The following is a 21578-nucleotide window of genomic DNA, read 5'->3' as shown; positions in this document are numbered from 1 at the left end:
TTTGTTATTGCGCGGCCTTGGCCGGTTCCAGCCAGGCGTTTTTCAGCGAACCCTGCGACTGGTCGCCGTCCTGCGTGATGCCCTTGAGACGCGGCGAATGCACGGTGAAGAAGTGCAGCTCGATCAACGGCAGGGTCGGCAATTCGGTCTGCGTGATCTGCTGGAATTTCTTGAACAGCGCAATGCGTTCGGCTTGCGTGGCGGCGCCCTGCGCTTGTTCGATCAGGCGATCAACTTCCGGATTGTTGTAGCCGGAGCTGTTGGTCCACGGAATGTTCTTGCCGACCCAGCCCGACCAGTACATGCGCGTCAGGCCGATCTGCGGATCGGGGAAGGACGCGTTCCATGTGATCGCGGTGTCGAAGTCGCGGTCGCCGTAGACGCGCTTGGTGAAGGCGGCGGTGTCCTGGCTGCGGATGTTGACTTCGATGCCGACGCGCTTGAGGGATTGTTTGAGATATTCAGCGGTGCGGCGATAGTCATCGCCGTACGGCAGGTAGTCGTTGCTGATGGTGAAGCGCACGCCGTCGGCGCCGCGCGGGAAGCCGGCTTCATCGAGCAGCACTTCGGCCTTCTTGGTGTCGTACGGATAGCGCGGCACGGTGTTGTCGAAGAACTGCGACAGCGTGGTCGGCACGATGCTCACCGACGGTTTGCCGTAGCCGTACCAGACTACCTTGTTGAGGCCTTCCAGATTTGCCGCGTGGGCGATGGCGCGGCGTACGCGTACGTCCTTGAGATATTTGTTGCTGAGGTTGTAGTCGAGGTAGAGCACCGGCGACGACCATTGGTAACCGTTGGTTTCGACCTTGACCTTGCCGGAGTCGGCCAGGCGCTGCGCTTCCTTCGGCGGCACCGGGCTGAAGACGGCGTATTGCGCGTCGCCGTTTTCCAGCGTGGCGGCGCGCGCGCCGGCGTCAGGCACGACCTTGAAGATGATCTTGTCCAGATAAGGTTTTCCCTTCTCCCAGTAATTCGGATTGCGCTCCAGCGTGATGTAGTTGCCGCGACTCCATTCCTTGAACACGAACGGGCCGGTGCCGACCGGCTTGTTGTTGTTCGGATTGTTGAGCACGTCGGTGCCTTCATACAGATGCTTCGGCAACACCGGCGCGCCCCAGGAATTGAGTGTCGACAGCAGCGCCAACGAAGGCTTGGTGAAACGGAAGATGGCGGTATTGGCGTCAGGCGCATCGACCTGGGTCAGGTTGGCCAGGATGGCCTTGTTGCGTGGGTGGATGGTTTTCCAGACGTTCTCCACCGACCATTTGACGTCGGCCGAAGTGAACGGTTTACCGTCGTGCCATTTGACGCCTTTGCGCAGGTGGAAGGTGATGGCGAGGCCGTCCTTGGAGACTTCCCAGCTTTCGGCCAGCTGGCCGTGCGGCTTGAGGTCGTTGTCGTAGGACAGCAGGCCGTCGTAAACGTTGGTGGCGATCAGCGAGGTCGGCTGCGCGGTGTTGACCGCGCCGGTCAGCGTGACCGGTTCGGGCTGGACGATGGCGACCAGGGTGCCGCCGGATTTTGGCGTTTGCGCGGCAGTTTGTGCCGTCGCCAGCAACGGCAAGGCTGCCAACAGCAAACCCGGAATCAGGGAAACGATGAAGCGATTGCGCATGGAAGTCTTTTCTTGTTGTGTGGACGAAGTATTCAAAATCAAAACGTTCAGAGCGCGCCGTGACGCGGCGGCTTCTTGTCGTTGAGGTAGTAGTTGCCGATGGCGTGGTACTTCCAGCGCACCGGATCGTGCAGCGTGTGGGTGCGCGCGTTGCGCCAGTGACGGTCGAGGTTGTTCTCGGCCAGCGTCGACTGCGTGCCGGCCAGCTCGAACAGCTTGCTGCCGGCGGCCAGCGAGACGTTGTTGGTGAGCACGCGCGATTCGGCCACGGCGATCGACGCAGCGGCGACGGTGTCGGCGTTGGAATCGGCGGCAGCGATGTCGACCTTGGCGCCGGCGCGATCCACCAGCGCTTCGGCCGCATGCAATTGCACGGTGAGGTCGCCGACTTCACGGATGGTCAGCGGATCGTCGCCGGCGCGCTCGACGCCGCTGTCGATCCATGGGCGCGAACGCGTCGAGACGAAGCTGATCAGGTCGGCGTAGGCGGCGCGCGCGATGCCGAGATCGATGGCCGCGTGCAGCAATTGCGCCAGCGGGCCGACCGTGGTCGGACGATCGAACGAGGCCTGGAATCCCAGCACCGCGCCGCCGTCCACGCGGACGTTGTCGAAGATCGCCGAACCGCTGCCGGTGGTGCGCTGGCCGAAGCCGGACCAGTCGTCGACGATGCTCAACCCCTGCGCATTGCGCGGCACCAGCGCCAGTTGCTGCACACCGTCGTCGTCGATGGCCGAGGTCGGCACCCAGTCGGCGTACAGCGCACCGGTGGCGTAGAACTTGTGGCCGTTGATGCGGTAGTCGGCGCCGTCCTTGGTCAGGCGCGTCTTGCGCTCGGCGGAATTCTTGGTGCCGATCTCCGCCAGCGCGTTGCCGAAGCGGTCGCCCTGCAGCACGCGCTCGAAGTAGAAACGCTTCTGCGCGTCGCTGCCGTTGACGCGGATGATTTCGACGGCATAGAAATGGTTTTGCGGAATCTGGCCGAGCGAGCCGTCGGCTTCGGCAATGATGGCCGTGACCTGGGCCAGCGTGACGTAGGAGACACCGGCGCCGCCGTATTCCTTCGGCACCGAGATGCCCCACAGGCCGGAGCGCACGTAGCGGTCCAGCTCCGCCCACGGCAGGCGGCGTTCGCGGTCGCGTTGCGAGGCTTCGCGCGCCAGTTCGACGGCGAGCTTGCGGGCGACGGCCAAGGCTTCGGCGTCATCGCGGATGCGCGCGACGATGCGCGGCTCGGTGGAGATTGCTGCTGCAGTAGCGGTAGCGGATTGGCTCATGGCGATGCTTTCGGAGAAATATTCTGAGGACGAATCAGGACCGGTTATGACCAGTTGTGACGCGGCGGCGGCGCGTCGTTGAGGTAGTAGTTGCCGACGGCGTGATACTTCCAGCGCACCGGATCGTGCAGCGTGTGCACGCGCGCATTGCGCCAGTGACGGTCGAGGTCGTGCGCGGACAGCGTGGATTGCGTGCCGGCCAGTTCAAACAGCTTTTCGCTGGCGTGCAGCGCAATTTCTGTCGTCAGCACTTTGGCTTCCGCTACCGCGACCGAGGCCTGCGCCATCTGCTCGTAGCTGATCGGCAGCGGCGAGTTGTCGAGCGTGCGTGCGGCGCGTTCGAGCAAGGCCTCGGCGGCGTGCAGGCGGATCTTGAGGTCGCCGATCTGGTTGATCGTCAAGGGATCGTCGCCGGCGCGCTCGACGCCGCTGTCGGCCCACGGACGCGAACGCTGACGGATGAAGGCGACCGCATCATCCACCGCCGCCTGCGCGATGCCGGCATCAATGGCAGCCTGGATCAGCTGCGCCACCGGACCGATGTTGTTGGCTTGTTCGGCCAACTGGTGCAAGGGCACGACGTGTCCTGCGGCCACGCGCACGTTGTCGAAAATCACGGTGCCGCTGGCGGTAGTGCGCTGGCCGAAGCCGGACCAGTCGTCGACCACGCTCAGGCCCGGCGCATGACGTTCGGCGAATACAAACACGCTCTTGCCGTCGTCGTCGAGCGCACGCGTCGGCACCCAGTCGGCATACAGCGCGCCGGTGGAATAGAAGCGCGTACCGTTGAGCAGATAATCGGGGCTGCCGGGATCCTTGGTAATGCGGGTACGGATGTCGAGCACGTTCTTGCTGGTGCGTTCCGGCCCGGCGTTGCCGAAGCGCGCGCCGTTCAGGACTTCACCGTAGAAGTAATGCTTCTGGCTTTCGGTGGCGGTTTGCGCCAGCACGTTGAGGATGCCGAAATGGTTTTGCGGAATCTGACCGATGGACGGATCGGCGGCGGAGATGATCCTGACCACTTCGGCCAGCGTCACCCAAGAGGCGCCGATGCCGCCGTAAGCCTTGGGCACGGTGATGGCCCACAGTCCGCTGGAAGAGAAGCGCTCGATCTCCGCATGCGGCAGGCGCCGTTGCTGGTCGCGTTCTGCGGCCTCGACGACGAATTCCTGCGCCAGCTTGCGCGCGGTCTCGATGGCTTCTGTTTCACTGAGTATGCGGTGCGCCGGCACACGGGAAGTAGAGACGGCTGCGCCCGCGATCGACTGTTCGATGACCGCTGACATGATGGAATGGCTCCGCGAGATTGACCGCGCCGCAGGAAATTACGTAGAACGCGGCGAGCGCAGACAAGATTAATGATGGGCCATTAAATCAAAATCCGTGTTTTTGCAGAACGAAGCATTTCGTATTTCTTAGTTCGGAAATTGCATGAACAGGCGCGTCATCATGCTGATTTGACCGACCGAGTGGTCAGCTTTCGTGCCCTTATGTCTCTGCCCAGAGCCGTAGCAGGTTGTGATAGTGCCCAGCGAGCACCACGGTTTCATCGCTGTCGCCATGCCTCAGCCGCAAGGCGTGAATGGCCTGGTCGAGTTCATACAGCATGCCGCGGCGCTGGTCGTCGCGGATCATGCTCTGAGTCCAGAAAAAGGCGCTCACGCGGCAGCCGCGCGTGACGGCGGTGACTTCGTGGCGGCTGCTTGATGGATACAGGATCAGGTCGCCGGCCGGCAGTTTTACTTCGTGCGCGCCGTAGGTGTCGTGCACCACCAGTTCGCCGCCGTCGTAGTCTTCGGGTTCGCTCAGGAACAGCGTCGATGAAACATCGGTGCGCAATTGATAGTCGGCGCCGGGCGCAGTGCCCGCCATGTTACCCGCTACGTTGCGCACGGCGCCGTCGATGTGCACGCCGTACTGCTCACCGCCCTCATAGCGATTGAACAGCGGCGGCATGGTGCGCGCCGGCAAGGCGGCGGCGAAGAAAGTCGGATGAGCGGCCAGCGCCGCCATGACGATGCGCGCCAATTCCCTGCCGACGGCGGATTGTTCGGGCAACTGCCGATTGCGCTTGACGCGCGCGCCCTGCGAACCGACTGTGGCGCGCCCGTCGCTCCAGTCGGCGGCATCGAGTTGCTTGCGGATCAACGCGACCTGATCGGCGCTGAGGACTTGCGGGATGTGCAGCAGCACGGTGTGCTCCTTTTATCGTGATTGAAGAAGAGGCGTTTGAATGACAAACCCCGCCGTTGCCGGCGGGGCTGTTGTTCTTGAAACGGATCGACAAATCAATACGCCAGGTTCAGGCTGAGTTTGGCCGAGCGCTCCGTTCCGGGGATGTAGCGCGCACCACTGTTGTTGATGGAAGCTGCATAACGCTGGTTGGCCAGGTTGTACAGATTCAGCTGCACCGTGGCGTTCTTGCTGAACTGATACGCGGCCATGGCGTCGGCCACCCAGTAGCTTTGTGCATACGGCGTGTTCGTGGCGCCGCTGATGGTCGTGCTGGCGGTGCGCGCGATGGTGTCGACGTAGCGCACGCCGCCGCCGATAGTGACGCCGGACGGCAGTTGGTAGGTGCTCCACAGCGCCAGAGTCGTTTTCGGCGAGAAACTCATGGCGGCGTTGTTCTGATTTGAGGTCGCCGCCGCATTGGTGGTGCCATCCGTGATCTTGGCGTTCATCAGCGCAGCGCTGGCATTGACCGACCAGGCGCGGGTGATTTCACCAGAGGCCGAGAGTTCGATGCCGTCGACGCGCTTCTTGCCGGTTTGCGTGTAGAGCGTCGTGGTGACCGGATCCTGTTTGATTTCATTGCTGACTTCCGTGCGGAACACGGCCGCCGCGAGCAATAGTTTCTTGTTCAGCACTTCCCATTTAGTGCCGATTTCCGTGGTGCTGGTTTTTTGTGGCGCGAAGTTGGGATTGTCGGCGCTGGCGCCGCTGCTGCTCAATGCAAATGCAGCGCCGCCGGGAGGTTGCTGCGAGGTCGCATAGCCAATGTAAATGCTGCCGTTGGGTGCCGGCTTATATAGTGCACCGACTTTCCAGTTGAGCAGGGTGTCGGATTTGCTCAGCGTAGTCGGCACCAGCGTGCCGACCGGCAGGCCAGGATTGGCCGCGAGCGTGGACAACGCAATGCTGCTGTAGTCCGTGCTGTAACGATCCAGCCGGATGCCGGCATTGAGCTGGAATGCAGGATTGATCTCCAACGTGTCGAACAGGTACACACCGATGGTGTTGGTGCTGCCATCGACGCGCGTACCGTTCGATACCGGATTACCCCTGGCCGGCGCATTGGGATTGGGTGCATAAAGATTGGATGCCGCGACTGCATTCAGACCGGTGCCGCCGTAACCGATACTGGTCTGTTTTTCACGCATGAATTCGATCCCGGTGGTGACTGCGTGCTTAACTTTCCCGGTCTCGAATTTGATCACCGCGTTGGTCTGGTTAGTCAGGATTTCGTTTTCCCGATCGACGATTTGCAGGATGCGCGACACCGTCCAGTTGGCGGGATTGACGTTGCTGCCGTCGACGATGTAGGGCGCAGCCATCAGCGCGTTCTGCTTCGTCTTGCCGTAGCGGGTGGTGTTGCGAATGGTCAGGTTGGCGTTGACGTCATGTTCGATGCGGGCGGTAAACATGTCGCTGGTGCTCTTGTCGTAATCCGACGCCAGGCCGTAGTAATTGCTGCGCGCGACCGGCCGCGCATTCTTGCCGGCCGTGGTGGCGTTGAAGAAACCCGGCGTGCCGATGGTCGGCAAACCCGTGTCGGGCACATTGTCACGGTCCAGGTGGAGATAGCTGAACACGATCCGCGTCGGCGTGCCAAGTCCAAATGCGAACGACGGCGCGATGCCCCAGCGATTGTTTTGCACACGGTCGCGTCCCGGCACGCCACTGTCCTGCTTGAGCAAATTGAGCCGGAACGCCGCGCCGTTGAGTCCTTCAATATGGCGATTGAGATCGGCGGTGATGCGCTTCTGATCGCCGGTGCCGTAGGTCGCGGTTCCGGAATAGGCGTTCTCCAGCATCGGCTGCTTGGTCACCATGTTGATGTAACCGGTCGGTGCACCGCGACCGTTGTCGGCGCCTGCCGGGCCCTTGACCACTTCGACCTGCTCGATGTTGAACAGGTCGCGCGAGACGCCGCCGAGGTCGCGGATGTTGTCGACGAAGATGCTGTTGGCGGTGTTGAAGCCGCGCATGAAGATGGTGTCGCCGGTGTTGGTGCTGCCGTTCTCGCCGGTGCTGAAAGTGCCGACGCCGGCGCTGTTTTGCAGTGCTTCGGTGAGCGTGGTCGCCAGTTGCGATTGCAGCAGTTCCTTCTTGATGACGGTGATGGTCTGCGTGGTATCGACCAGCGGCTGCGTGAATTTCGGCGAGCTGACGCGCTCGGCCTTGTAGGATTCGTTGCGCTCGTTGACATTGACCTCGGGCAGGCTTTCTGCGGCGACGTTGAATGGTGCGGCCAGCGCCAGCGTCGACACCGCCAATGACGAACGTAAAGTGACCAGACGGCCGGCGGCGCCGTGTTTCTTGCTCTTGATGTAGATAGACATGGAAATCCCAGTAGTGAGTGACGATCAGGACCGACCACGCCGGAACGATGGCGCGCTGCGCGAAACTGACTGGCTGTCTGGATAGAGGGGCGGGCTGCTGCGGACGGGAACATCGCGATGCGGTGATCGGCGCTGCGAATATAGTTTTGCGGCATGGTGCGAGGCAATGCTTTCGGGCCGGATTGTGCAGATATTCCGCTTTCCTTGACGGATGCCAAGCGACCGCTCGAAAGTCATCGGCATGGACCGCGACGAGTCTCGGGATATTTATCGTTTGCTAAAAATCGGGGCGTCCGGCGACGGCCGAATCCTTGCGCTAAACTGTCGAAATTATTTTAATAACAGATAGCCGAGAGACGACATCATGTTCCATTCCGAGCGCGCGCCCGATTTCAAAACCGTCTTGCTTGCCAGCGGCCTGGTGCTGACGCTGGCCATGGGCGTACGTCACGGCCTCGGCTTCTGGTTGCAACCGATTTCGCAGGCGCACGGCTGGACGCGCGAAACCTTCTCGCTGGCGATCGCCCTGCAGAATCTGATGTGGGGCGTGTTCGGTCCGTTCGCCGGCATGGCGGCGGATCGCTACGGCACCGCGCGCGTGATCATCCTCGGCGCGCTGCTGTACATGGCCGGCTTGCTGTGGATGGCGCTGGTGGATCAGCCGACGTTGTTCGCGGTTGGCTCCGGCGTGCTGATTGGCGCGGCGTTGTCATGCACCGCTTTCGGCGCGATCAGCGGCATCGTCGGTCGCAGCGCGCCGCCGGAAAAGCGCTCGCTGGCCTTCGGGATTTCATCGGCGGCCGGCTCCTTCGGCCAGTTCGTGATGATGCCGGTCGAGCAACAATTGATTTCAGTGACAGGCTGGCAACAGGCGTTCTACTGGTTGTCCGCGCTGGTGGTGGCGGTGATGGTGCCGATGGCGTTCCGCCTGCGCGAGCCGAAGCTGGTGCACAGCGGCAAGCACGAACAAAGCATCTGGGAAGCCACCCGCGAAGCCTTCGCTTACCGGCCGTTCCAGTTCCTGATCGCGGGCTATTTCGTGTGCGGCTTCCAGGTGGTGTTCATCGGCGCGCATCTGCCGTCCTATCTCAAGGACAAGGGCCTGATGGATCCCAATATCGCGGTGGCGGCGCTGGCGCTGATCGGCCTGTTCAATATCTTCGGTTCGTATTACGCCGGCAAGCTGGGCGGCTTCCTGCCCAAGCGCTATCTGCTGTCGACCATCTATTTTTCGCGCACCATCGCCATCAGCCTGTTCCTGCTGGCGCCGCTGTCGTCGTGGTCGGTGTATATCTTCTCGGCGGCGATGGGCTTGCTGTGGCTGTCGACGGTGCCGCTGACCAACGGCATCATCGCCGGCATTTTCGGACTCAAGCATCTGTCGATGCTGTCGGGCTTCGTGTTCCTGTCGCATCAGGTCGGCAGCTTCCTGGGGGTCTGGTTGGGCGGTTATCTGTTCACCCGCGAAGGCAGCTACAACACGGTCTGGATGATCACCATCGGGCTCGGCCTGTTCGCCACGGTGATGAATTTGCCGGTCAACGAAAAGGCCATCCGGCGCGCGCCGCTGGCCGCTTCGTAGTATCGCTCATCATGAATTTTCGCCCGTCTCCGCGCCTCAAGCGAATCGCCATCCTGGCATCGCTGGGCGTGGTGCTGGGCGCGACCTTCCTGGCGTATCTGCGGCCGGATTTCATCTTCGACGTCGCCAACCGCATCGTGCTGTGTTTTTGATCCCGATGGCGGCGGGCGTACAATGAACGGCATGAGCGAACCCACTATTTCCCTGACGGAACTGGAAGAAGCAATCAACTACTGGCGCATCCAGCGTCCCGCCACCGGCGAGGAATGCGCGCTGTCGCCTGAAGTCAATGCGCTGGCCGACGTCTACGCGGTAATGATCATCGAGCATCTGCACAGCATCGCCGCCGAGGTCATCGGCCAGGAGCCGCGCCAGCTGCTTGACGCCTGGCGCCAGGCGCGGGCCGGCCAGGGCGCCTGATCCCCCACCCTGCATCCGCAACGCGCCCGTCGCATTTGTGGCGTATGATTTTTGCATGACGCGCTGCGGAACGATCTTTCCGGCGCGCAGTCTCTCCGTACTCTCACCGCAAGGATCCCGATGCGACGCAAACCCGACGCCAGTAGTCTCCCTTCTCCGCGTTCTTCTTCGCGTTCCTCTTCCGCACCCAAGCCGCGTATTGCGCTGGTGCTGCAAGGCGGTGGTGCGCTGGGCGCCTACCAGGCCGGCGTCTACCAGGCCATGCATGAACACGACCTGACGCCCGATTGGGTGGTCGGCACCTCGATCGGCGCCATCAACGCCGCCATCATCGCCGGCAACCGCCGCGAAGACCGCATCCCTCGCCTGCGTGCGTTCTGGGAAAGCGTGTCGCACGACGACGCCATCGACATGCGTGCCGTGCCCGACGCCACCCGCCAGCTGATGACCTGGGCCACCACCATGGACACGTTCGTCCGCGGCGTCCCGGGCTTTTTCACGCCGCGCCAGTTCAGTCCTTTCGCCATCGGCCTGGGGGTGCCGCCTGAGGAGGCCAGCTTCTACAACACCGAAGACCTGCGCACCACGCTCAACAAGTACGTCGACTTCGATTATCTGAATGACAAGTCCGATGGCGTCCGCCTGACCGTCAGCGCGGTCAAGGTGACCTGCGGCTCGCTGGTCAGCTTCGACTCCTCGCTGCAGACGCTGGGCGCCGAGCACGTGATGGCCAGCGGTGCATTGCCGCCGGGCTTCCCGCCGGTGCGGGTGGACGGCGACCTGTACTGGGACGGCGGCCTGTATTCGAACACGCCGCTGGAAGCGGTGCTCAGCGACGAGCCGCGCCAGGACACATTGTGCATGATGGTCGACCTGTGGCATGCGGACGGCCCCGAGCCGCGCACCTATGAAGAAGTGCAGACGCGCCAGAAGGACGTCACCTTCGCTTCGCGCTCGCAGCGCCACATCGACGCCTACCTGAAGCAGCACCAGCTGCGCAAGATGGCGCGCGAGCTGTATGAACGCATGCCGGCGGACCTGCGCAAGCCGTCCGACCGCAAACAATTGGCCGAGCTGGGCGCCGACACCACCATCCATATCGTGCGCCTGCCCTATGCCGGGCGCGACTGGAACATGGCATCCAAGGACGTCAATTTCTCGCGCGGTTCGATCGAATGGCGCTGGGAACAAGGCTATCAGGACGCCCTGCGCGGCATTGAAGTCAGCCAGGGCTGTCCGTTCAAGGTATCTGACACCGGTGTGGTGGTGCACGAATTGCCGCCCGTGGTGGAGGTTGCGACGGGCTGACGCCACCGTTGCGGATGGGAAACAATTGGTGCTGTGCAATAACAAATTATGTTGTTAAAATTGCAATTCTCCGACATTTTGTGCGCCGCACAAAAAGTTCTTGACCTCACCAAATAAGTGCGTAAAATAGTAATTGTTGCGGCGCACAAAAATAGTAATTCGAGACGTAAGCCGCCAGTCCATCACTGTTTTTGAAACCAAAGGAGAAGTCCATGTTTTCGTACCAAGATCAATTTTCCGCCGCAACCAAGACCCACTTCCAAGCTCAACTGGATCTGATCAACACCATCACTACCAAGACTTTCGAAGGTCTGGAAAAGATTGTTGAACTGAACCTGAGCGCCGCCAAGGCATCGCTGGAAGAGTCCGCCGCTACTGCACAGCAATTCGCATCCATCAAGGATCCGCAAGAACTGCTGGCCCTGGCGCAAGCACAAGCCCAACCGACAGCTGAAAAGGCTGCCGCTTACGGTCGTCACCTGGCCAGCATCGTGTCGGCTACCCAAGCTGAACTGACCAAGGCAACTGAAGCGCAAGTCGCTGAAACCAGCCGCAAGGTGACCGCTCTGGTCGAAGAAATCGCCAAGAACGCACCAGCCGGTTCGGAAAACGCAGTCGCCCTGTTGAAGTCGGCCATCGGCAACGCCAACGCCAGCTACGAGCAACTGACCAAGAACACCAAGCAAGCCGTGGAAACACTGGAAGGCCACCTGAGCAACGCTGCCAAGCAGTTCACTCAAGTCGCTGAAAAGACCACCGGCCGCAAGAAGTAATCAGCAGTACCAGTAGTACCAGCAGCAAGCATTCACGGACCGCCATGCGGTCCGTTTTTTATTGGCCGGCCGGTTTCAGGATGTGCCCGCAGTTGGACTAAACCGCGGACACTACCCTCACGCTGTCCCGTCCTCCGCGCTTGGATTCGTACAGCGCCGCATCCCCGCGTTCCAGCAAGGCCGCCAGATCCGCCGGCGGCTGGTCGAACAGCGTCGCGCCCACACTCAGCGTCACCGCCGACGGCGTCGCAAACGTCTCCCGCGCGATCCGCCCGAACACCTCGCGCAAGCCATTGCCCAACGCCACCACGCCGTCGCCGGAAGCCTCCCGCAGCAGGATCACAAACTCATCTCCGCCCAGCCGCGCCGCCAGCGAGCCGTGCGGCAGCGCGTCGCGGATCATTTCGCTCAACGCCACCAGCAATCTGTCGCCGGCGCTGTGGCCGTGCAGGTCGTTGACCTGCTTGAAATTGTCGATATCGATCAGCAGCAAGGCGCCGGGATTTGTCGGCGTGGCCTGCGCCAGCAAGGCCGGTGCACGCATGTCGAGCGCGCGACGGTTGTACAGCGCAGTGAGCGGGTCGCGCGCGGCCAGTTGTTCGATGCGCTCTTCGCGGCGGTGGCGTTCGGTCCCGGTCATGGACAAGGCGATCAGCATGATCGCCATGGCGCCCTCCACCAGCGAGATCTGGATCACTTCGCCGCGGAAGGCCGCCAGGTCGACGAACGCGCCCAGCGCCACGGTGGAACCGGCCTTGGCGACATAGAACAGACCGTGCGCCAGCAGGACATAGCGCAACTGCACCGCGCCCACGCTCAGCGACACGCCATGCGGACGCAGCAGGAAACTCGCGCGCAGCGTGACGCCGGCGATCAGCAACGATTGAATGCACAGCATCACCCTGGACCACCAGGGCTCGGCCGGCACCAGCAACATCGCCAGCCAGACCATGCCGATCAGCCACCAGCCGCGCGACAGCCGGGTGTTGGTAAAGCGGGAGACGCCTGCAAGAAACAACCAATGCGCGACGATCAGCAGGCCGTTGGCAAACCAGATGCCGATCAGCAAGAAGCCGCTGGAGCGCAGCAGCGCCAGCGCCGAACCCGCGGTGATGACCGTAAAGCCGGCGCTCCAGAACAGCAGCGATTTTTCGCGCACGCTGCCCCACTCCACGGTCAGGTAAAGGGCCGCCGCCGCAGACAGGGCGGTGGTAAGAATGAGGATGCTGGAGGGATCGAGTGCCATGGATAACGGGGGTGCTTAAGCTTGCCCAAAGAGACTTGGTGAAAAGGGGCCCGGCTATTTTAACGCCGCTCACCGCACCCGGCTTGCAGGGCGGCAGTATCCCTGCCCGTCGGATTGCCAATCAGCGCTTGACTATCTACCTACTAAAAGGTAGGCTACGCTCATGACTGATTCCTCCAACACTGCCGACAGCATCCTGCGTTGCGCGCAAACCCTGATCATCGCCGGCGGCTACAACGGCTTCAGCTATGCCGACATCGCCAAGGTCATCGGCATCCGCAACGCCAGCATTCATCACCACTTCCCCGGCAAGGCGGTGCTGGTTCGCACGCTGGTGGCGCGATATCGCGAGGAAATGCAGGCGGGCGTCGCCAAGCTGGAGCAGCACGTCTCCGATCCGTTGGAACAGCTGCGCGCCTATGCCGGATTCTGGGAGGGTTGCATCGCCGACGCGGCGTCTTCATTTTGCGTCTGCGCCCTGCTGGCAAGTGAGATGCCGATTCTTCCCGAGGAAATCGCGCTTGAAGTGCGCGCGCATTTCAAGGCGCTGGCAGCCTGGCTGACCGGCGTCTTCGCACGCGGCGCAGAGCAAGGCCGCCTTGCGCTGACCGGATCGGCCGAAGCAGAGGCGGACATCTTCATGGCCACCGTCCACGGCGCCATGCTGTCGGCGCGGGCTTATGGGGATGCAAAAATGTTCGGCGCCATCGTCAATCCGGTGCTGGCGCGCGTCGCACATCAGGCCTGATGGTTGAAGGCCGGATGAATCAAACTTGATGGACAGAGTTTAAGAAGCGCATTGATTGTTTCAACGTTCGGTCATTTTACCTACCGATTAGTAGGTAGTTTATTTGCAGGGATTGCACTTCCGGAACAAGGTCGATGCACTCCTCCACTCTTTTGATAAAGGATAGCTCCATGTTTGGAATTTCTCATCTCGGCTGGGTGCACACCCTCGGCAGCCTGCCGGCCATTCCGGCTGCGGTGTACATGTTTGCGCGCCATGGCCGCATCGTGCCGCGTTCGACTGCCGGCGGCATCTATTTCGTGTCGATGCTGATCGGCGCCGTCAGCGTTTTCCTGGTCGCGCATCAGGCGGTCAGTTACGGCATCGCCGTGGCCACGCTGGTCTTTCTCCTTGCCGGCTACGGTGTGGGGAGATTGCCGGTGGGCCGCAGCGCGGCGGTCTATGCAGAAACCATCTTCCTGAGCATGACTGCATTCCTGCTGATGGTGCCGACCGTCTCGGAAACGCTGCGCCGGGTGCCGGACGGCCATCCGTTCGTGACCGACCTGAAGTCGCCATTGCTGCTTGGCTTCCAGGGCGCCCTGTTCGCCATGCTGATAGTCGGACTGATCATACAGATCGTGTATTTGCGCAGGCAAGGCAAGGCCGCACGCATACGAGCATAATCAAGCTGACGCCATGCGGCGTCGGTTTTGCCTGAGGAGAAACAGATGGCACGCAATCCCGTAACACCGGTTCAGCCCGTCGACGCGGTTGGCGCGACCAGACGCGTCGACAGCGGCTCCACCTATTTTCGTCATCTGGATCAGTGGCGCCTCGCCTCCGAGGTCCAGGCCGCCGAACGGCGCGCAAAGAAACAGCAGCAGATGTCACAAGAGCCGCAGGCCGGAGACGGCGAATTCTCCCGCGCGCTGTCGGATGCGGCAAATGCCGACGCGCCGGATCGAAAACGCTAAAGCCATCCTCAAAGCCGGCGCCAATTGCCGGCTTTTTCCATGGCGGGATACCGAAGAGACTCCTTGATATAGTGGCGTGGCAGTATTTTCCACAACCAACCTGGAAGGATCGACATGGACTTGCAATTGAAGGGCAAGACGGCGCTGGTAAGCGGCAGTACCGCCGGCATCGGTTACGCGATCGCGCACACGCTGGCCCAAGAAGGCGCGAACGTGATCGTCAACGGCAGAAAGCAGGCCAGCGTCGACGAGGCGGTGGAGCGCATCCGTTCGGAAACCGGCGGCACGGTCCAGGGTTATGCCGGCGACCTGAGCAAGGCCGAAGCCGCCAATGAAGTCATCCAGCGTCATCCCGGCATCAACATCCTCGTCAATAACCTCGGCATCTTCGAGCCCAAGGCCTTTGAAGATATCCCCGACGAAGACTGGCTGCGCTTCTTCGACGTCAATGTCCTCAGCGGCGTGCGTCTGGCGCGCCTGGTGCTGCCCGAAATGAAGCGGGCCAACTGGGGCCGTATCATCTTCATCTCCAGTGAAAGCGCGGTGCAGATCCCCACCGAAATGATCCACTACGGCATGACCAAGACCGCGCAACTCGCGGTATCGCGCGGGCTGGCGGAATCCGTCGCCGGCACCGGCATCACGGTCAACAGCATCCTGCCCGGCCCGACCAAATCGCGTGGCGTGGGCGACTTCGTCGAAGACATGGCGCGCGCCAGCGACAAGACCTTCGAGCAAGTCGAGGCGGAGTTCTTCGACCACGTCCGGCCGACATCGCTGATCAAGCGCTTCGGCACGCCGCAGGAAGTAGCCTCGCTGGTGGCCTACGTGGTGAGCCCGCTGGCCTCCGCCACCACCGGCGCGGCGCTGCGTGTCGACGGCGGGGTGATCAAGAGCGCATTCTGACGAAAGCACGACCTGCGAAGCATGCAACAGCATCAAAGAAGCCGGCATTTTTGCCGGCTTTTTCCATTCCCCCTCCCCTCTACAGCGATCTTTTTCCAGTAAAGCTGCGATGAATTTCTCATTCCCTTGGGAAATTTCCTGCTTTTGAGGCGAATGAACACGCCAAGCCCTCTTCCCAGATTTACAATTAAATTCCCGCTTTGTGAGAATTCAATTTCTGAATATGAGAAAAATGAGGAATCATCCGGCCATGAACTCTCCCGCCCCTGCTCATCTGGCCCAGCCCGCCGTCGCCACCAGCGAACGTTCGCTGATGGTGTTGTCGGTGATTGCGCGTTACGGCAAGCCGATCGCCGTGCGCAAGCTGAAGGAGCTGACCGGCTTGCCGCAAAGTACGCTGTACCGCCATCTGCTGCCGCTGAAGAAATGGGGCTTGGTGCAGGAGCAGGACAATTTCTACGCGCCCGGCCCGCTCAGCGTGCAGCTAGCCTGGGGCTTCGACCATACCTCTTACCTGGTCAGCAACGCCCAGCCCGAAATGCTGCAACTGGCCAAGAAATGCGGTGAGAGCGTCGGCCTGATGGTCGCGGTCAACGACCAGGTCACCTGCCTCGACATGGTCGACAGCGAGCAATCGCTGCGTTGTTCGTTTTCCAAGGGCCGCTCGCATCCGCTGTCGCGCGGCGCCTCGGCCAAGGCGGTGCTGGCGCATCTGCCGCAAGCCATGGCCGAGAACATCGTCGAGCGCCAGCTGCACGGCAAGGATGACGACATCGCGCGCCTGCACGGCGAACTCGCCGCCATCCGCAGCCAGGGTTATGCGGTCAGCGAAGGCGAAGTCGACTGGGGCGTCTGGGGCGTGAGCGCCCCGGTGTTTTACAAGCCCGGCCAGGCGGCCGGCGCGATTACCCTGATGGCGCCGGCGATCCGGGCCGAAGAGCGGCAGCGCGAGCTAATTGCCGCCACGGTCCAGGCCGCCGCGACCATCAGCGAACGTCTTGCCTTGTTTTAATCAGTTCACCAGAAGTCCGTTGCAGGTCCATTACAAGTTGTCCATTAAGTCGTCCATAAGTTGTCCATCCGAGGGAGAAACCATGAACCACCGCCGCCGCCTCATCCGCATGCTCGCCGCCGTCAGTCTCGCCGCCGGCTTTACCGTCGCCCCGGCGCTGGCCTGTGCGCAGACCGTTGACGTCATCCGCGTCGCCACCGATGCCACCTTCCCGCCGTTCGAGTTCTTCAAGGACGGCAAGCGCACCGGCTTCGACATCGAACTGATCGAACTGCTGGGCAAGACCATGGGCAAGAAGGTCGAATGGACCGACATCGATTTCAAGGGCCTGATCCCCGGCCTGGTGTCGCGTCGCTTCGACGTCGCCTCGTCGGCCATCTACATCACCGAAGAACGCCGCCGCGTGGTCAACTTCACCGACCCGTACTATCCGGGCGGCCTGGTGGTCCTGACCAAGGCCAGCAACAACGCGATCAAGCAGCCGTCCGATCTGGCCGGCAAAAAGGTCTCGGTGCAGGTCGGCACCAAGTCGGCGAACTACCTGAAAGAGTATTACCCGCAAGCCGAGCGCATCGAAGTCGAGAAGAACCAGGAAATGTTCAACCTGGTTGAAATCGGCCGCGCCGATGCCGCCGTCACCGGCAAACCGGCCGCCATCGAATACGCCAAGACCCGTCCCGGCATGAAGGTGCTCGACAAGCAGGTCAGCATCGAGTTGTACGGCTACGCCGTGCGCAAGGACCTGCCGCAGCTGACCGAAGAGATGAACGCCGCGCTCAAGAAGGTCAAGCTCGACGGCAGCTACGACAAGCTGGTGCAGAAGTGGTTGTCGTCGTCGGCCAAGTAATTAACGAAAAGCAAGAACCTGTTTGCGATCCGTAGCGAGAGGCCATCAGCCGGTGGCGGACGGAGCGGAGAAACCGGAGTGTGCTTGAGCACATGAGGATTCCGAGCACCGCCCGACGCCGGATCATGGCCTCGCAGTAGGATCGCGAGCAGGTTATAGACGTAAGGAGATCAGATGAGTTTAGATTTTGTGCCCGTATTCGAGGGCTGGCCGGACCTGTTGCATGGCGCCATCGTGACGGTGGAAATCACCGCCATCTCGCTGGTGCTCGGTTGTTTCCTCGGCCTGCTGGTCGGCCTCGGCCGGCTGGATCGCAGCAAGCGCCTGGTCTACGGCATCTGTACTGCTTACGTCACCTTCATCCGCGGCACGCCGCTGCTGGTGCAGTTGTTCCTGCTGTTCTTCGGCTTGCCGCAATTCGACATCCTGCTGCCGGCTTTCCTGTGCGGCGTGCTGGGCCTGGGCATCTATTCCGGCGCCTACGTGTCGGAAATCGTGCGCGGCGCCATCCAGTCGATCGACAAGGGCCAGATGGAAGCGGCGCGTTCGCTCGGCATGTCGTCCGGCAAGGCGATGCGCACCATCATCCTGCCGCAAGCCGTCGTGCGCATGATTCCGCCGCTGGGCAATGAGTTCATCGCGCTGATCAAGAACTCGGCGCTGGTGTCGTTGCTGACCATCGCCGACCTGATGCACGAAGGCCAGAAAATCATCAGCGTGTCCTACCGTTCGCTGGAAGTCTATATCGCCGTCGCGCTGGTCTACCTGGTGCTGACCAGCCTCACCAGCATGGCCCTGCAGCGGGTCGAGAAACACCTGCGCGCAGGAGGAGCCGTCTGATGTCATCGTCCTCATCGTCATCAACAACCACGCCCATGATCAAGGTCTCCAAACTCGGCAAATCCTTCTCCGGCCATCGCATCCTGCACGGCATCGACCTTGAGGTCGCGACCTCGCAGGTGGTCGTCATCATCGGCCCCAGCGGCTCCGGCAAGAGCACGCTGCTGCGCTGCTGCAACGGTCTCGAAGTGGCGGAAGAAGGCAGCATCTCGATCTGCAACCAGGACCTGCTGGTGAACGGCAAGATGATCGCCGACCACGCCCTGAACGAGCTGCGCACGCAGGTCGGCATGGTGTTCCAGTCGTTCAACCTGTTCCCGCATCTGTCGGTGCTGGACAACGTTACTGTCGGTCCGCGCAAGATCCGCGGCACCCCCAAGGACGAAGCCGACACGCTGGCGCGTGCGCTGCTGGCCAAGGTCGGCCTCGCCGCCAAGGCCGACGCCATGCCCGCCACCCTGTCGGGCGGCCAGAAGCAGCGCGTCGCCATCGCCCGCGCATTGGCGATGCAACCGAAGGTCATGCTGTTCGACGAACCGACGTCGGCGCTCGACCCGGAGCTGGTCGGCGAGGTCTTGCAAGTCATGAAGGCGTTGGCCAACGAAGGCATGACCATGATCGTGGTCACGCATGAAATGGGCTTCGCGCGCGAGGTCGCCGACGTCGTCGTGGTGATGGACCAGGGCCGCATCGTCGAGGCCGGCAAACCCGAACAGATTTTCGTCAATCCGGTGCAGGAACGCACCCGCAGCTTCTTGCAGGCGGTATTGACCCGCAACAACTCATCAGCAGCATAGGATTTATCTGAGCATGGATCACACTCTCTGGAACGGCCGCATCGATCATGACAGCGCCGGCGACACCCGCCGCCTGCATCAACTGGTGGTGCCGTTCAGCAATGACGTCAAGGGCGGCGGCGCGCTGATCGGCTTCGCCAGCGATGAAGGCGTGCGCCGCAACCACGGCCGCGTCGGCGCCGCGCAAGGTCCGGACGCGATCCGCCGCATGCTGGCGAACCTGCCGGCGCACCGCATCACGCAACTGGCCGACGCCGGCAACATCGACTGCCACGACGGCGACCTCGAACAGGCGCAGCAACGGCTGGCCGGCAAGATCGCCGACGTCATGGCGCAAGGCGTGTTTCCGCTGGTGCTGGGCGGCGGCCATGAAGTGGCGTACGGCAGCTTCCTCGGCATCATGCGCCACCTCGGCCGTTCGATGCCGCAGCGCAAGCTGCTGATCATCAACTTCGACGCCCATTTCGATTTGCGCGAAGCCGAACGCTCGACCTCGGGCACGCCGTTCAAGCAGATCGCCGAATGGTGCGAATGGGCCGACGTCGGTTTCCACTATATGTGCTTCGGCATCAGCCAGCTCGGCAACACGCCGGCGCTGTTCACGCGCGCGCAGCAACTGGGCGTGGAATACGTCAGCGACACCGACGTCGCCACCCGCAGCCTGGCCGAACTCGACGCGCAATTGCGCCTGCGCCTGGAAGACGTCACCGACGTCTACCTGACCATCGACCTCGACGTCTTGCCCGGTGAAAAGGCGCCCGGCGTGTCGGCCCCGGCCGCCTTCGGCATGGCGCTGGAGAAGGTCGAAAAGCTGGTCTCCTCCATCCGCGCCAGCGGCAAACTGATCGCCGCCGACATTGCCGAATGCAATCCGGTCTATGACCGCGACGGCATGACCGCCAAGGTCGCCGCGCGTCTGGCGCACCTGATCCTGCAACCGGCATAGAATAGAGCGTGCTGCGCGCCTTACGGCCGCAGCACCCCTGTTCCACTTATCGCCCACACTCTCCTTAACCGGCCTCTCCCATGTCCGTCCTGATCCCGCAATCGCAACAACGCCTGATGCGCTGGAAAAACGGCGGCGGCATGACATGCGAGATCCAGCGCTTTCCGCAGGACAGCTCGCTCGACTCCTTCGACTGGCGCATCAGCGTCGCCACGGTGCAGCAGGCCAATGAGTTTTCGCTGTTCCCGGGCGTGGATCGTTCGCTGGCGATCCTGGAAGGCAAAGGCATCCTGCTCGACGTTGCCGGCGAGCTTGGGATCGAGCAACGTGAATTAACGCCGCGCGATCCGGTCTACCGCTTCGACGGCGAGACCGCGATCCACTGTACGCTGATCGGCGGCGGCATCGTCGACTTCAACGTCATGACGCGCCGCGCCGCCTTCACCCACACGCTGGAACAACTGACCATCACCCGGCCCACGGTACTGTCGGCGGCCGGCGACACCGCGCTGGTGTACGTCGTCAACGGCAATTGCCAACTGGCCAACGAGACCAAGGTTCATGCCGGCGACGCCGTGCTGTTCCGCGATGCGGACGAAGAACGCCTGCTGATTTCGGATGCGGCGGAACTGATGCTGGTGCAGTTGTACCGGCAGCCGCGCTAAGGCGCTCCGTCTCCTGTCGCTGCCGGTCCCGGCGGTGCGTATTCAAGCATTCATTACACTGTGTATTAACTCAATTGCATTGCCCCGTATTTATCAATGCGGAGGGCATCGGTATAGTCCATCGTGAAGCAGACGTTCCCCATCACCTCACGATCCAAGGAGTTTCACCATGCCCTACGTCAACATCCGCGTTACCCGCGAAGGCGTCATCACCGCCGCACAGAAACTGGAACTGATCCAGGGCACCGCCGAGCTGCTCCAGCGCGTCCTCAACAAGCATCCCTCCTCCACCTTCGTCGTCATTGATGAAGTCGACACCGACAACTGGGGCGTCGGCATGGAAAACGTGACTGGCTTGCGCCAGCGCCAGGCGGCCGAAAAAGCAGCAAAGTCCATCGAAAGTCAGGACAAGAAATGAAGCTCGTTTATGTAGGCGACCCCATGTGCTCATGGTGCTACGGCTTCGGCAAGGAACTCACCGAACTGACTGAACGCCATCCCGATCTGCCGGTGGAAATCGTGGTGGGCGGCTTACGCGCCGGCGCCACCGATGTGCTCGACGACGCCGGCAAGCAGTTCCGTTTGACGCATTGGGCGCGCGTGGAAGCGGCCAGCGGGTTGCCGTTCAATCGCGAAGGCCTGATGGCGCGTGAGAATTTCGTGTACGACACCGAGCCGATCTGCCGCGCAGTGGTCGCCGCCCGCATCCTTGCGCCCGAGGCGGATCTGTTGGCGATATTCCGCGCGTTGCAGCATGGCTTTTATGTGGAAGCGGTGGATACCACCGATGGCCGCATCCTGAGCCGGCTGGCGACGGATGCATTGGCGCTGGCCGGTCATGCGATCGATGCCGACATGTTCTATCGGGTGTGGTCGAAGGAAAACACCATCGCCGCTGCGCACAGCGATTTCCGCCGGGCCCGTGCGCTGGGCGTGCAAAGTTTTCCGACGCTGTTCCTGGAGAAGGACGGCGAGCTGATGAACCTCAGTCCGGGTTATGTCTCCGTCAATGAACTCGACGCAAATCTGCGGTCGATTCTGCAATCGGCGTTGCACTAACAACCAAACAATG

At 62.0% G+C, this 21578-nt stretch carries 23 protein-coding genes; 17 read left to right on the top strand and 6 right to left on the bottom strand.

Annotated elements, in window-relative coordinates:
- Nucleotides 1–4 precede the first annotated feature (4 nt).
- The 5 genes from E4P32_RS23195 to E4P32_RS23175 all read right to left on the bottom strand — a co-directional run bounded on the left by E4P32_RS23195 (nt 5) and on the right by E4P32_RS23175 (nt 7460).
- Complete coding sequence (locus E4P32_RS23195) at nt 5–1618, bottom strand: ABC transporter substrate-binding protein (RefSeq protein WP_116436267.1); 1614 nt, start codon at nt 1616–1618, stop codon at nt 5–7.
- A 47-nt stretch (nt 1619–1665) separates the two neighbouring features.
- Complete coding sequence (locus E4P32_RS23190; protein WP_116436266.1) at nt 1666–2895, bottom strand: SfnB family sulfur acquisition oxidoreductase; 1230 nt, start codon at nt 2893–2895, stop codon at nt 1666–1668.
- Nucleotides 2896–2939: 44 nt separating this feature from the next.
- Nucleotides 2940–4181, bottom strand: coding sequence for an SfnB family sulfur acquisition oxidoreductase (locus E4P32_RS23185; RefSeq protein WP_116436265.1), 1242 nt, complete (start codon nt 4179–4181; stop codon nt 2940–2942).
- 202 nt (nt 4182–4383) lie between these two features.
- Entirely contained in the window at nt 4384–5088 is a 705-nt protein-coding gene (locus tag E4P32_RS23180; protein ID WP_116436264.1) for a Fe2+-dependent dioxygenase, read from the bottom strand.
- 95 nt (nt 5089–5183) lie between these two features.
- A complete protein-coding gene (locus tag E4P32_RS23175; RefSeq protein WP_116436263.1) occupies nt 5184–7460 on the bottom strand; it encodes a catecholate siderophore receptor Fiu in 2277 nt (758 codons plus the stop codon).
- 364 nt (nt 7461–7824) lie between these two features.
- Between E4P32_RS23175 and E4P32_RS23170 the strand changes: the two genes are divergently transcribed.
- From E4P32_RS23170 to phaP, 5 genes are all read left to right on the top strand, one after another.
- Entirely contained in the window at nt 7825–9042 is a 1218-nt protein-coding gene (locus E4P32_RS23170) for an MFS transporter (protein ID WP_116436262.1), read from the top strand.
- A gap of 11 nt (nt 9043–9053) precedes the next feature.
- The gene (locus tag E4P32_RS24190) at nt 9054–9194 is read left to right on the top strand and encodes a hypothetical protein (protein ID WP_167735754.1); all 141 of its coding nucleotides are present in this window, start codon (nt 9054–9056) and stop codon (nt 9192–9194) included.
- Between the two features lie 22 nt (nt 9195–9216).
- Nucleotides 9217–9462 carry a DUF3717 domain-containing protein gene (locus tag E4P32_RS23165; RefSeq protein WP_116436261.1) on the top strand — a complete coding sequence of 82 codons (246 nt, stop codon included), beginning with the start codon at nt 9217–9219 and terminating at the stop codon, nt 9460–9462.
- A gap of 120 nt (nt 9463–9582) precedes the next feature.
- Nucleotides 9583–10770 carry a patatin-like phospholipase family protein gene (locus E4P32_RS23160; RefSeq protein ID WP_116436260.1) on the top strand — a complete coding sequence of 396 codons (1188 nt, stop codon included), beginning with the start codon at nt 9583–9585 and terminating at the stop codon, nt 10768–10770.
- A 212-nt stretch (nt 10771–10982) separates the two neighbouring features.
- Nucleotides 10983–11543 (top strand): TIGR01841 family phasin, encoded by a 561-nt coding sequence (phaP, locus tag E4P32_RS23155; protein WP_116436259.1) that lies wholly within the window; start codon nt 10983–10985, stop codon nt 11541–11543.
- Nucleotides 11544–11640: 97 nt separating this feature from the next.
- Here the strand turns inward: phaP and E4P32_RS23150 are convergent, their stop codons facing one another.
- Nucleotides 11641–12789, bottom strand: a complete 1149-nt coding sequence (locus E4P32_RS23150; RefSeq protein WP_116436258.1) for a GGDEF domain-containing protein — start codon at nt 12787–12789, stop codon at nt 11641–11643.
- 163 nt (nt 12790–12952) lie between these two features.
- On the opposite strand from E4P32_RS23150, the gene E4P32_RS23145 reads away from it, so the two are divergent.
- The 12 genes from E4P32_RS23145 to E4P32_RS23090 all read left to right on the top strand — a co-directional run bounded on the left by E4P32_RS23145 (nt 12953) and on the right by E4P32_RS23090 (nt 21565).
- Nucleotides 12953–13537: a TetR/AcrR family transcriptional regulator gene (locus E4P32_RS23145; protein ID WP_116436257.1), complete on the top strand. Its 585-nt coding sequence runs from the start codon at nt 12953–12955 to the stop codon at nt 13535–13537.
- A 170-nt stretch (nt 13538–13707) separates the two neighbouring features.
- Complete coding sequence (locus E4P32_RS23140; protein WP_116436256.1) at nt 13708–14202, top strand: hypothetical protein; 495 nt, start codon at nt 13708–13710, stop codon at nt 14200–14202.
- 45 nt (nt 14203–14247) lie between these two features.
- Nucleotides 14248–14493 carry a hypothetical protein gene (locus tag E4P32_RS23135; RefSeq protein ID WP_116436255.1) on the top strand — a complete coding sequence of 82 codons (246 nt, stop codon included), beginning with the start codon at nt 14248–14250 and terminating at the stop codon, nt 14491–14493.
- A gap of 114 nt (nt 14494–14607) precedes the next feature.
- On the top strand, nt 14608–15399 hold the full coding sequence (locus tag E4P32_RS23130; RefSeq protein ID WP_116436254.1) for an SDR family oxidoreductase: 792 nt from the start codon (nt 14608–14610) through the stop codon (nt 15397–15399).
- 250 nt (nt 15400–15649) lie between these two features.
- Nucleotides 15650–16411, top strand: coding sequence for an IclR family transcriptional regulator (locus E4P32_RS23125; protein ID WP_233526756.1), 762 nt, complete (start codon nt 15650–15652; stop codon nt 16409–16411).
- An 82-nt stretch (nt 16412–16493) separates the two neighbouring features.
- Nucleotides 16494–17258 (top strand): transporter substrate-binding domain-containing protein, encoded by a 765-nt coding sequence (locus E4P32_RS23120; protein WP_116436252.1) that lies wholly within the window; start codon nt 16494–16496, stop codon nt 17256–17258.
- A gap of 174 nt (nt 17259–17432) precedes the next feature.
- Nucleotides 17433–18098, top strand: a complete 666-nt coding sequence (locus E4P32_RS23115; RefSeq protein WP_116436251.1) for an amino acid ABC transporter permease — start codon at nt 17433–17435, stop codon at nt 18096–18098.
- Nucleotides 18098–18895, top strand: coding sequence for an amino acid ABC transporter ATP-binding protein (locus E4P32_RS23110; RefSeq protein WP_116436250.1), 798 nt, complete (start codon nt 18098–18100; stop codon nt 18893–18895). The genes E4P32_RS23115 and E4P32_RS23110 overlap by 1 nt, the downstream gene beginning before the upstream one ends.
- 13 nt (nt 18896–18908) lie before the next feature.
- Nucleotides 18909–19841 (top strand): formimidoylglutamase, encoded by a 933-nt coding sequence (hutG, locus tag E4P32_RS23105; protein WP_233526755.1) that lies wholly within the window; start codon nt 18909–18911, stop codon nt 19839–19841.
- 80 nt (nt 19842–19921) lie between these two features.
- Nucleotides 19922–20506 (top strand): HutD family protein, encoded by a 585-nt coding sequence (locus E4P32_RS23100; protein ID WP_116436248.1) that lies wholly within the window; start codon nt 19922–19924, stop codon nt 20504–20506.
- A 169-nt stretch (nt 20507–20675) separates the two neighbouring features.
- A complete protein-coding gene (locus tag E4P32_RS23095; protein WP_116436247.1) occupies nt 20676–20924 on the top strand; it encodes a 4-oxalocrotonate tautomerase family protein in 249 nt (82 codons plus the stop codon).
- A complete protein-coding gene (locus E4P32_RS23090; RefSeq protein WP_116436246.1) occupies nt 20921–21565 on the top strand; it encodes a DsbA family protein in 645 nt (214 codons plus the stop codon). The genes E4P32_RS23095 and E4P32_RS23090 overlap by 4 nt, the downstream gene beginning before the upstream one ends.
- Nucleotides 21566–21578: the final 13 nt, after the last annotated feature.

The sequence above is a fragment of the Herbaspirillum sp. 3R11 genome (assembly GCF_004563925.1).
GTDB lineage: Bacteria > Pseudomonadota > Gammaproteobacteria > Burkholderiales > Burkholderiaceae_D > Herbaspirillum.
The sequence above is the reverse complement of the archived record's forward strand: the minus strand, read 5'-3'. Positions and strand labels throughout refer to the sequence as shown.

Excerpts from the sequence above, each read along its gene's own strand:
- E4P32_RS23170 (WP_116436262.1), top strand. The coding sequence starts at position 7,825 with ATGTTCCATTCCGAGCGCGCGCCCGATTTCAAAACCGTCTTGCTTGCC.
- E4P32_RS23185 (WP_116436265.1), bottom strand. The coding sequence starts at position 4,181 with ATGTCAGCGGTCATCGAACAGTCGATCGCGGGCGCAGCCGTCTCTACT.
- E4P32_RS23110 (WP_116436250.1), top strand. The coding sequence starts at position 18,098 with ATGTCATCGTCCTCATCGTCATCAACAACCACGCCCATGATCAAGGTC.
- E4P32_RS23140 (WP_116436256.1), top strand. The coding sequence starts at position 13,708 with ATGTTTGGAATTTCTCATCTCGGCTGGGTGCACACCCTCGGCAGCCTG.
- E4P32_RS23160 (WP_116436260.1), top strand. The coding sequence starts at position 9,583 with ATGCGACGCAAACCCGACGCCAGTAGTCTCCCTTCTCCGCGTTCTTCT.
- E4P32_RS23090 (WP_116436246.1), top strand. The coding sequence starts at position 20,921 with ATGAAGCTCGTTTATGTAGGCGACCCCATGTGCTCATGGTGCTACGGC.
- E4P32_RS23150 (WP_116436258.1), bottom strand. The coding sequence starts at position 12,789 with ATGGCACTCGATCCCTCCAGCATCCTCATTCTTACCACCGCCCTGTCT.
- E4P32_RS23135 (WP_116436255.1), top strand. The coding sequence starts at position 14,248 with ATGGCACGCAATCCCGTAACACCGGTTCAGCCCGTCGACGCGGTTGGC.
- E4P32_RS23095 (WP_116436247.1), top strand. The coding sequence starts at position 20,676 with ATGCCCTACGTCAACATCCGCGTTACCCGCGAAGGCGTCATCACCGCC.
- E4P32_RS23145 (WP_116436257.1), top strand. The coding sequence starts at position 12,953 with ATGACTGATTCCTCCAACACTGCCGACAGCATCCTGCGTTGCGCGCAA.
- E4P32_RS23190 (WP_116436266.1), bottom strand. The coding sequence starts at position 2,895 with ATGAGCCAATCCGCTACCGCTACTGCAGCAGCAATCTCCACCGAGCCG.
- E4P32_RS23195 (WP_116436267.1), bottom strand. The coding sequence starts at position 1,618 with ATGCGCAATCGCTTCATCGTTTCCCTGATTCCGGGTTTGCTGTTGGCA.
- E4P32_RS23175 (WP_116436263.1), bottom strand. The coding sequence starts at position 7,460 with ATGTCTATCTACATCAAGAGCAAGAAACACGGCGCCGCCGGCCGTCTG.
- hutG (WP_233526755.1), top strand. The coding sequence starts at position 18,909 with ATGGATCACACTCTCTGGAACGGCCGCATCGATCATGACAGCGCCGGC.
- E4P32_RS23125 (WP_233526756.1), top strand. The coding sequence starts at position 15,650 with ATGAACTCTCCCGCCCCTGCTCATCTGGCCCAGCCCGCCGTCGCCACC.
- phaP (WP_116436259.1), top strand. The coding sequence starts at position 10,983 with ATGTTTTCGTACCAAGATCAATTTTCCGCCGCAACCAAGACCCACTTC.
- E4P32_RS23130 (WP_116436254.1), top strand. The coding sequence starts at position 14,608 with ATGGACTTGCAATTGAAGGGCAAGACGGCGCTGGTAAGCGGCAGTACC.
- E4P32_RS23120 (WP_116436252.1), top strand. The coding sequence starts at position 16,494 with ATGAACCACCGCCGCCGCCTCATCCGCATGCTCGCCGCCGTCAGTCTC.
- E4P32_RS23115 (WP_116436251.1), top strand. The coding sequence starts at position 17,433 with ATGAGTTTAGATTTTGTGCCCGTATTCGAGGGCTGGCCGGACCTGTTG.
- E4P32_RS24190 (WP_167735754.1), top strand. The coding sequence starts at position 9,054 with ATGAATTTTCGCCCGTCTCCGCGCCTCAAGCGAATCGCCATCCTGGCA.
- E4P32_RS23100 (WP_116436248.1), top strand. The coding sequence starts at position 19,922 with ATGTCCGTCCTGATCCCGCAATCGCAACAACGCCTGATGCGCTGGAAA.
- E4P32_RS23165 (WP_116436261.1), top strand. The coding sequence starts at position 9,217 with ATGAACGGCATGAGCGAACCCACTATTTCCCTGACGGAACTGGAAGAA.